Origin of the sequence: Aeromonas sp. R5-1 (assembly GCF_040908265.1) — a bacterium.
Classification (GTDB): Bacteria; Pseudomonadota; Gammaproteobacteria; order Enterobacterales; family Aeromonadaceae; genus Aeromonas; species Aeromonas caviae.
Window position 1 is genome coordinate 1 of the sequence record NZ_JBFODJ010000018.1, and the last position, 6,938, is coordinate 6,938.

Genomic DNA, 6,938 nt, shown 5'->3' on the forward strand with positions numbered 1-6,938 from the left:
TTACGCATTGCAATCCTCTTGGCAGACATAGGCTCTTCCCTGGCAAAAGGGAGAGCGTATCAAAGGTTTTTAAATCAATGCGTTAAGGATGATTCTGGTGAATGTGAACAGTGATTCCGGGATGTTGAACACTGTTTCCGGAAAGGAGGGGCAAAGTGTTCAGGTTGAGCCGGAATGAGCGTTCACATTGGTCCGGAAATGGTGTTCACGTTGAACCGGAATCGGTGTTCATGATCGGCCGGAATATGCACTGAACTTAGGAACTTTCTCAAAAGGGGTATGTAGAGATTTGCTATTGAGGGGCTTTCGCCCCTCTTTCTAACCTTTACCTAGCTTCTTCCGCCAGTGGAAGGCTTCCTTCTGCTTCTCTGACAGCTCCGCCTGGATGATGGCCAGCGCTTCTATCCTCCTCCTGTCGAACATCACGCCATTCGGTGCGATCAGGCAGTCATTCTTCATACGCCAGCCTTCCCAGGCCTTGAAAATCGTGGGCAGCTCCCGCCCGGATGCCATACGCATAAGCCGTTTATAGACAGGTGGGATCTCTTTGCCCTTATCCCAATATGTGACCTGCCTCACAGAAACGAAACATAGATTTGCCGTCTCCTCTTCCGATAAACCGCATTCAAACCAACGAAAAATGAAGTTTTTGGTCAACTCTCGTTCCATCCAAGTAAATACCTGATAAACCAGCAAAATTGCGTGGGCTGGCTTATCGGCAGGTTTCAGATGGGCATTTAACTAAACGCGACATTATGCGCAGTGTCGTATTTTATGAGTCCCAGGGCATGGTCAATCAAGGATTGTCTTTAGGTCCCGCGTCTTGGTTATGAGTGCAGTTTTATTGTTCACCACTGGTTATCAATCATATGTTCGGTTCTGGTCGAGCAAGTGGTCCAGCGGCTTGCGGCTGGCACTCTCGTGACGTTCCCGGTTGCCGGTATGCAGGTACTTGGAGGTGGTGTCGATGCTGTCATGTCCCGCATCGGCTTGTACGTGGGATAAAGGCCGGCCGTGCAGATTGATGTCATGGGTGATACCGGTGTGGCGAATGGAGTGCGGCGTCAGGGTTCGCATTTCAGCGGCATCCTGATCAAAACCGTCTTGTTCGGCGAGGCTTGCGGCCTGTTCAAATACCGCCATTACCAGGTCTCGTAGCTGGCGGATACCCAGATTGGCATTGAGTTCGCCTTGTTCGCGGCCATGGGCCGCCGCCTTGTGGCGTACGAACAGCGGGGTCTGCTCCCCGGGGGCCGGCAGTGGCGAAAGTCCAAGAAAGGTACGATAGCGAGCCAGGGCTTCGAGCAGAGCCTGAGAAACGGCTACGGTGCGACGTTTACCGCCTTTGCTGCGGGGAATGTCATAACCCCAGACGCCCGTTTTGGCGTCACGTCGAAACTGGCCCATGACGGGGCTGAAACCCGGCCTGGCCGCCACCTCGGAAATCCGCAGATAACAGGCATACATCAGACAGATGAGAAAGCGGCTGCGCTCATGTTGTGCCGGGCATTCGGCAGCGAGCTGTTCGGCGGCTTGCATCACATAGGACCATTGCAGTTCGGTGAAGGATTGCGCGTCTTCACCAGCCTCCTGGGGGCCCGCACGTTTAACCCGCTGCAGCAGGAGAGCCGGATTGCGATCCATGTACTCCTCCTGGATGAGAAACTGGAAGAAGGCGGACAAAATGGCGAGTTTTGTCTTCATCGCCTGCTCACTCAGTCGATACGGCAGCTCCCGGCCCAGTTCCCGCTTGCCAAGAAACGGACGCCACAGGGGGTTTGGCAACCGTTCCCCCCACTCCTTGTCGAGCACGAACTGGGCGACGTTGCGATAGGCAATCAGTCCGGACGGTGGCGCCTGGCAATAGTCGAGATAGCGCATCATGATGCGCCTGGTGAGATCCCTGGGGCTGATGGCCACCTCGCAAAAACACCAGTGCAAAAAAGTGGTCAGCTCACTGCGATAGGTCTTGTAGTTGTTTTCGCTGTGGCGCTGCTCCAGCAGCCAGTCGACGGCCAGCTCATACACGATCCCCGCGTCGGGGACCTTGCCAAGACTCAGGGTGGCGAGGTACTGGTTGACCTGGGGATTGCCCGCCTCAAGGTGGTCCACGCTATCGAACAGTGGCATGGCGGGTGGAAGTGCTGGATGAGTCATGATGGTGTGTGATGTCGGTTGAATGTTTTGAACGGGGCCGCAACCCCCTGATGCCGATAAATGGGGTTATCGGCATCAGGGCTTGCAGTGCGCCTTGGGGGCAACGACCTGAGGCATCTTGCTGTGATACCCCATGATGACGAGCAATCGGCATATTCAATAAATATGCGGTCTGGTTGGAAAATTATCGGGGAAAAGAGTCGTGACAATGACTTAAGTTGCACTTTTCATGAATGAGATAGCGGGTTCTGCCTCACATCCCCTTCCCCGCCCTTTTGTCTCAAGCCACGCTCTTCAGGGGCTTCCCCTTTGGCAGTTCAGTATCCTGCTTGTCTTCTTTGGGGGGATTCCCCTGCCCTTTTCCACCGCGCAATACCTGCTGCAACTGATCCCGCTGCTCGGCCAGATAAAAGGCCAGACTCTCCTGCTGTTCCGGTGCAAGCGCGACCGGCGCGCCCGCCAGCAGTGTCATCAGCTCATCTGCGGTGTCCAGCAGTTTGTCATAGGCATCCGCCTCTTTCTTGCTGGCAAAGGTCATCTTCTCCACTCCCCCACGTACCACAACATACTTGATCTCAACGGCCATCGCGGCGCCCTCCTGATGATTGTGATTGCAAGTATATGTACGTATATACAGTATTGCAAATACCCTCAGCATGTCGGCATGCATCGCCAGCCCCTGCTTGGCTGGCGGCGGCCAGTTCACAGCGGAAAACACGTCTTTTCAAAGGGGGCTGTGCAGCGCGGCAAGACAGGGCAGGCGTTTTAAGGTAAATTTCATCAATTCCTTCAACAGGTTGAATCGTATGTCGGATCCGCACTCGGTGATTGTCTGTCCGGCCTGTGACTTGCTGATCGAACGCAAGTTGCTGCCGCTGCGCCGTCACGCCCATTGCCCCCGCTGTCATCAGCATCTGTATGGGCGTTATGCCTTTCGCCCTTCCCAGTTGATGGCGCTGACCATCACCGGATTCCTGTTGCTGCCTTCCGCGTTTTTTGAGCCTTTGATCTATCTTCGTCTGGCGGGTGTGAACTCGGACGCCAACCTGATCAAGGGAATTATGATGCTGTATGCCGAGAGCGAGCTCTGGGTGGCAACACTGGTGCTCTGGTGCGCCGTGCTGGCGCCGACAGGGCTGCTGCTCGGGATCTTTGCCCTAGCCTCCGGCCTGGCCAAGCGCTGGCATCTGCTGGCGTGGACCCTCAAAGCGGTCGAGGTATTTCGCCACTGGGCCATGCTGGAGGTGTACATCGTCAGCCTGCTGGTCGCCCTGTTCAAACTTATCGACATCGCCGACGTGCGCCTGGGAGGCGGTCTGCTGAGCCTGGGTTGTCTGATGCTGCTCAACATGACGCTGCTGATCCTCTTTGATCCTGCCCCTTACTGGGAGCGGATTCCGCTGCAACATGCCTCCCGGGAGCCGGACCATGTCCCCGATCAGCGCCCGTGAACTGGGGCTTTGCCGCTGCCATACCTGCGGGTTGCTGGTGCGCCATCAACACGGCATGAGCTGCCCTCGTTGTCACACCCCCTTGCAGATGCGCATCCCCCATTCCCTCGCCTGGTCATGGGGCCTGCTGGCGCTGGCCACCTTCATGTTGTTGCCTGCGAACCTGCTGCCCATCACCCACTTCTACAACAAGGGATTATTGCAGTCCGATACCATTTTCAGCGGTATCATGGCGCTCTATCGCAGCAAGATGTCCGGCATCGCCACCATAGTACTGACCGCGAGCATCATCGTGCCCATCGGCAAGATCCTGGGCCTTGGCTGGATCTGCTGGCAGTTGCAGCGCAGCAAGCCGGTGCGCCGCAAACGCCAGCTCGTCATGTACCGCATCATCGATTTCATCGGACGCTGGTCCATGCTGGACCTGTTCGTCATTTCGCTGATGGTGGCTTTGGTGGATCGCGGCGTGCTGCTCAACGTGCGTGCCGGCCCCGGGGCGACGGCGTTCGCCGGCGTGGTGGTGCTCACCATGATGTCGGCCAGGATGCTCGATACCCGCCTGTTGTGGGACAAGGCGGCCCGTTAATGTTTTTTGTGTCGAACGCGCTGTGCATCACAGCCAATGTAAGGAGTCGGTATGGTCGGGGCTGAGCCCGTCATTGAGAAGCACCGCTGGTTATCACCGGTCTGGTTGCTGCCCTTCATCGCCCTCTTGCTGGCGGGAGGCTTTCTCTACCAGCAGTGGACGAGCAGTGGTCAACTCATTCGCATCAACTTTGCCCAGGGCAACGGTATCTTGCCGGGCAAGACCCAGTTGCGCTATCAGGGGGTCGCCATCGGCGTGGTCCAGGAGCTGGAACTGGCACAGGATGGTCGCAAGATTGCGGTGCTGGCCAAGGTGGACAGCCGTGCCCGCTCCCTCATACGCAAGGGTTCCGACTTCTGGCTGGTGAGTCCCAAGGCGTCACTGACCGAGATCTCCGGCCTGGACACCCTGGTGTCAGGCAACTACATCAACCTGCAACCCGGACGGGAGAACAACCCGCTGGAGGATGAGTTCGATGCCCTGGATGGCCCTCCCCCCGGTTATCAGGCCCAGGGGCGAACCCTGCACCTGACAGCCGATTCTCTGGGGTCGGTGGGCATCGGCGCTAAGATCTATTTCCGCGGGCTGGAGGTGGGCAGTGTCATCAACACCCGTCTTGGGGAAGAGAACCAGAACGTGATCCTGGATCTGGTGATCGAGCCGCGCTTCGAGCACCTCGTCAAGGCGGATACCCGCTTCTGGAACATCAGCGGCATCAAGGGCTCCTTCAGCCTGGCTGGCGTCAGTGTGGAAGCGGGCAGTCTCACCTCCATTCTGAGCGGCGGCATTGCGTTTGACTCCCCCAAGGATTCCCCCGTGGCGCAAAAGGGGGTCAACTTCATCCTCTACAAGGGGCTGGCCGAGGCCGCCCGGGGTGAGCGCATCACCATCCAGGCGGGGACTCTGCCCATCAAGGAAGGGATGCCCATCCTCTATGAGGGCATCGAGATTGGACGAGTCGACCCTATTCGCCTCACCGAACAGGGGCGGAGCGTGACGGCCCTCATCAACCCCGAACAGGCGTTCCGGGTGACCGGCAAGAGTCGTCTGGTGTGGGAGACGGTCTCTCTCTCCCCTGCCGGGATCAAGCATGCGGATCGCCTGCTGGCCGGGCCCGCCATTCGCCTGGACTATGAACCCGGTAAACGGGTCAACACCATGACCCTGGAGAGCCAGGCACAGCGCGGCGGCATCAAGCTGACCCTGCAGGCAGAGGATCTCGCCGGTTTGAGCGAAGGGGCTCCGCTCTGGTTCAAGGGGTTGCAGATAGGTCAGCTCGGGGCACTGACCCTGGATGCCGGCGGCAATGCCAGTGTCGAGTTGCTGGTGAACGAGCGTTATCGCCATCTGCTGCAACGGGCTCGCTTCTATCGCGCCGCCCCCTTGCAGGTGGAGGCGGATCTCAGCGGTATCAAGGTGGAGACCAGCCCGGCCAGTGCCTGGTTGGCGGGGGGCATCAAGCTGGTACAGGCTGCGAAGGGTGACAGGATTGACCGCCTCTACCCCAGCCAGGAGCTAGCCCTGCTTGGGAGCCGCCATGCCAAAGCGGTCAGCTGGAGGCTGCGTGCCGCTCAGGCTGATGGTATCGGTGTGGGCTCCCCCGTCCTCTACCTGGGACTGGAAGCGGGCAAGGTCAAGGCGCTGGATGCCGATGATCGCGGTGTGGCCATCACCCTGGAGATCGATGCCATCTATGCTCCTTTGCTCAAGCAGCAACCCCAGTTCTGGAAGAAGGCCGCCATCGACGGCAAGATCCGGCTCGATGGCGTGCAGGTCAAGATGGGGAACCTCGCCACCCTGCTGCGTGGTGCCATCGAATTCGACAAGCTGGGGACAGGTCGCAGCAGTCATCAGCTCTTTGACAGCAAGGAGCAGGCAAGCTCCCAGGTGCGCACCCTCACGCTCACGGCGGATCACAACCCGGGTCTCGGGGTTGGCAGCCCCATCCGCTATCGCGGAGTGGACATCGGCAAAGTAGAGCAGGTGGAACTGGACCCGACCCTGGCCCAGGTAAGCTTCAAGGCCGAGCTGAATGAGCAATATGCCACGCGTTTCCTGCAATCCGGGGCACGCTATGCCCTGGTGCAGGCCAAGGTCGGGCTGGGGGGGGTTGCCCACCTCGATACCCTGATCAAGGGGGCCTTTGTGGAGGCGACACCGGGCCGGGGGGCTGGCAAGGAGACCTTCCCCTTGAGCCAGAGTGGCCCCGCCGGTCTTGCCCTGACCCTCAAGAGCCCCTCCGTCGATGGCATCAGCGTGGGCAGCCCCCTGCTGTTTCGCAAGATGGTCGTGGGCAGCGTCACCGGCGTGACCCTGGCCCGGGATGGCAGTGAGGTGCTGATCGATGTGAATGTGGATGGACAGTACGCCCATCTGATACGCGCCAATAGCCGCTTCTGGAATGTCTCCGGGGTCAAGGCCGATATCGGGCTGACCGGTGGCACCATCGAGGTCGAAACGGTGCAAAGCCTGCTGGCAGGCGGGATTGCCTTCAATACGCCGGAGCGGGAAATGGGCGCGACCGTCAAGGCGGGCCATCGTTATCCGCTTCATGCCAAGGCAGAGAAAGAGTGGCTGGAGTGGAGCCCCCGCATCTTGCCCTGAGTTATTCCCCTGTTCGTCAAAAACCGGCCTTGTGCCGGTTTTTTTAGGTTCATCGCGGCTTTCCGGGGAAGGCCGCCTTGATTTTCAGAAAAAAGTATTCTGAGTCCCTAAATCCATATGCCATACGCTTTATCACTTTG

Annotated in this window: 6 protein-coding genes; 3 read left to right on the plus strand and 3 right to left on the minus strand. The window is 58.6% G+C overall.

From position 1 onward, the window contains the following. Positions 1 to 318: 318 nt before the first annotated feature. From AB5Y64_RS02875 to AB5Y64_RS02885, 3 genes are all read right to left on the minus strand, one after another. Positions 319 to 669, minus strand: coding sequence for a DUF3653 domain-containing protein (locus AB5Y64_RS02875; protein WP_368203236.1), 351 nt, complete (start codon positions 667 to 669; stop codon positions 319 to 321). Positions 670 to 861: 192 nt separating this feature from the next. Then, positions 862 to 2,157 (minus strand): site-specific integrase, encoded by a 1,296-nt coding sequence (locus tag AB5Y64_RS02880; RefSeq protein ID WP_045524874.1) that lies wholly within the window; start codon positions 2,155 to 2,157, stop codon positions 862 to 864. Between the two features lie 280 nt (positions 2,158 to 2,437). Beyond that, positions 2,438 to 2,743, minus strand: coding sequence for a YebG family protein (locus tag AB5Y64_RS02885; protein WP_103243120.1), 306 nt, complete (start codon positions 2,741 to 2,743; stop codon positions 2,438 to 2,440). A 220-nt stretch (positions 2,744 to 2,963) separates the two neighbouring features. Between AB5Y64_RS02885 and AB5Y64_RS02890 the strand changes: the two genes are divergently transcribed. Genes AB5Y64_RS02890 through AB5Y64_RS02900 form a run of 3 tightly spaced genes read left to right on the plus strand, consistent with a single transcriptional unit; the run spans position 2,964 to position 6,798 of the window. Further along, on the plus strand, positions 2,964 to 3,608 hold the full coding sequence (locus AB5Y64_RS02890) for a paraquat-inducible protein A (RefSeq protein ID WP_010674754.1): 645 nt from the start codon (positions 2,964 to 2,966) through the stop codon (positions 3,606 to 3,608). Then, the gene (locus AB5Y64_RS02895; protein WP_010674753.1) at positions 3,586 to 4,194 is read left to right on the plus strand and encodes a paraquat-inducible protein A; all 609 of its coding nucleotides are present in this window, start codon (positions 3,586 to 3,588) and stop codon (positions 4,192 to 4,194) included. Before AB5Y64_RS02890 ends, AB5Y64_RS02895 begins: the two co-directional genes overlap by 23 nt. 51 nt (positions 4,195 to 4,245) lie before the next feature. Further along, the gene (locus tag AB5Y64_RS02900; protein ID WP_368203239.1) at positions 4,246 to 6,798 is read left to right on the plus strand and encodes an MlaD family protein; all 2,553 of its coding nucleotides are present in this window, start codon (positions 4,246 to 4,248) and stop codon (positions 6,796 to 6,798) included. Positions 6,799 to 6,938: the final 140 nt, after the last annotated feature.

Excerpts from the sequence above, each read along its gene's own strand:
- AB5Y64_RS02875 (WP_368203236.1), bottom strand. The coding sequence starts at position 669 with ATGGAACGAGAGTTGACCAAAAACTTCATTTTTCGTTGGTTTGAATGC.
- AB5Y64_RS02880 (WP_045524874.1), bottom strand. The coding sequence starts at position 2,157 with ATGACTCATCCAGCACTTCCACCCGCCATGCCACTGTTCGATAGCGTG.
- AB5Y64_RS02885 (WP_103243120.1), bottom strand. The coding sequence starts at position 2,743 with ATGGCCGTTGAGATCAAGTATGTTGTGGTACGTGGGGGAGTGGAGAAG.
- AB5Y64_RS02890 (WP_010674754.1), top strand. The coding sequence starts at position 2,964 with ATGTCGGATCCGCACTCGGTGATTGTCTGTCCGGCCTGTGACTTGCTG.
- AB5Y64_RS02895 (WP_010674753.1), top strand. The coding sequence starts at position 3,586 with ATGTCCCCGATCAGCGCCCGTGAACTGGGGCTTTGCCGCTGCCATACC.
- AB5Y64_RS02900 (WP_368203239.1), top strand. The coding sequence starts at position 4,246 with ATGGTCGGGGCTGAGCCCGTCATTGAGAAGCACCGCTGGTTATCACCG.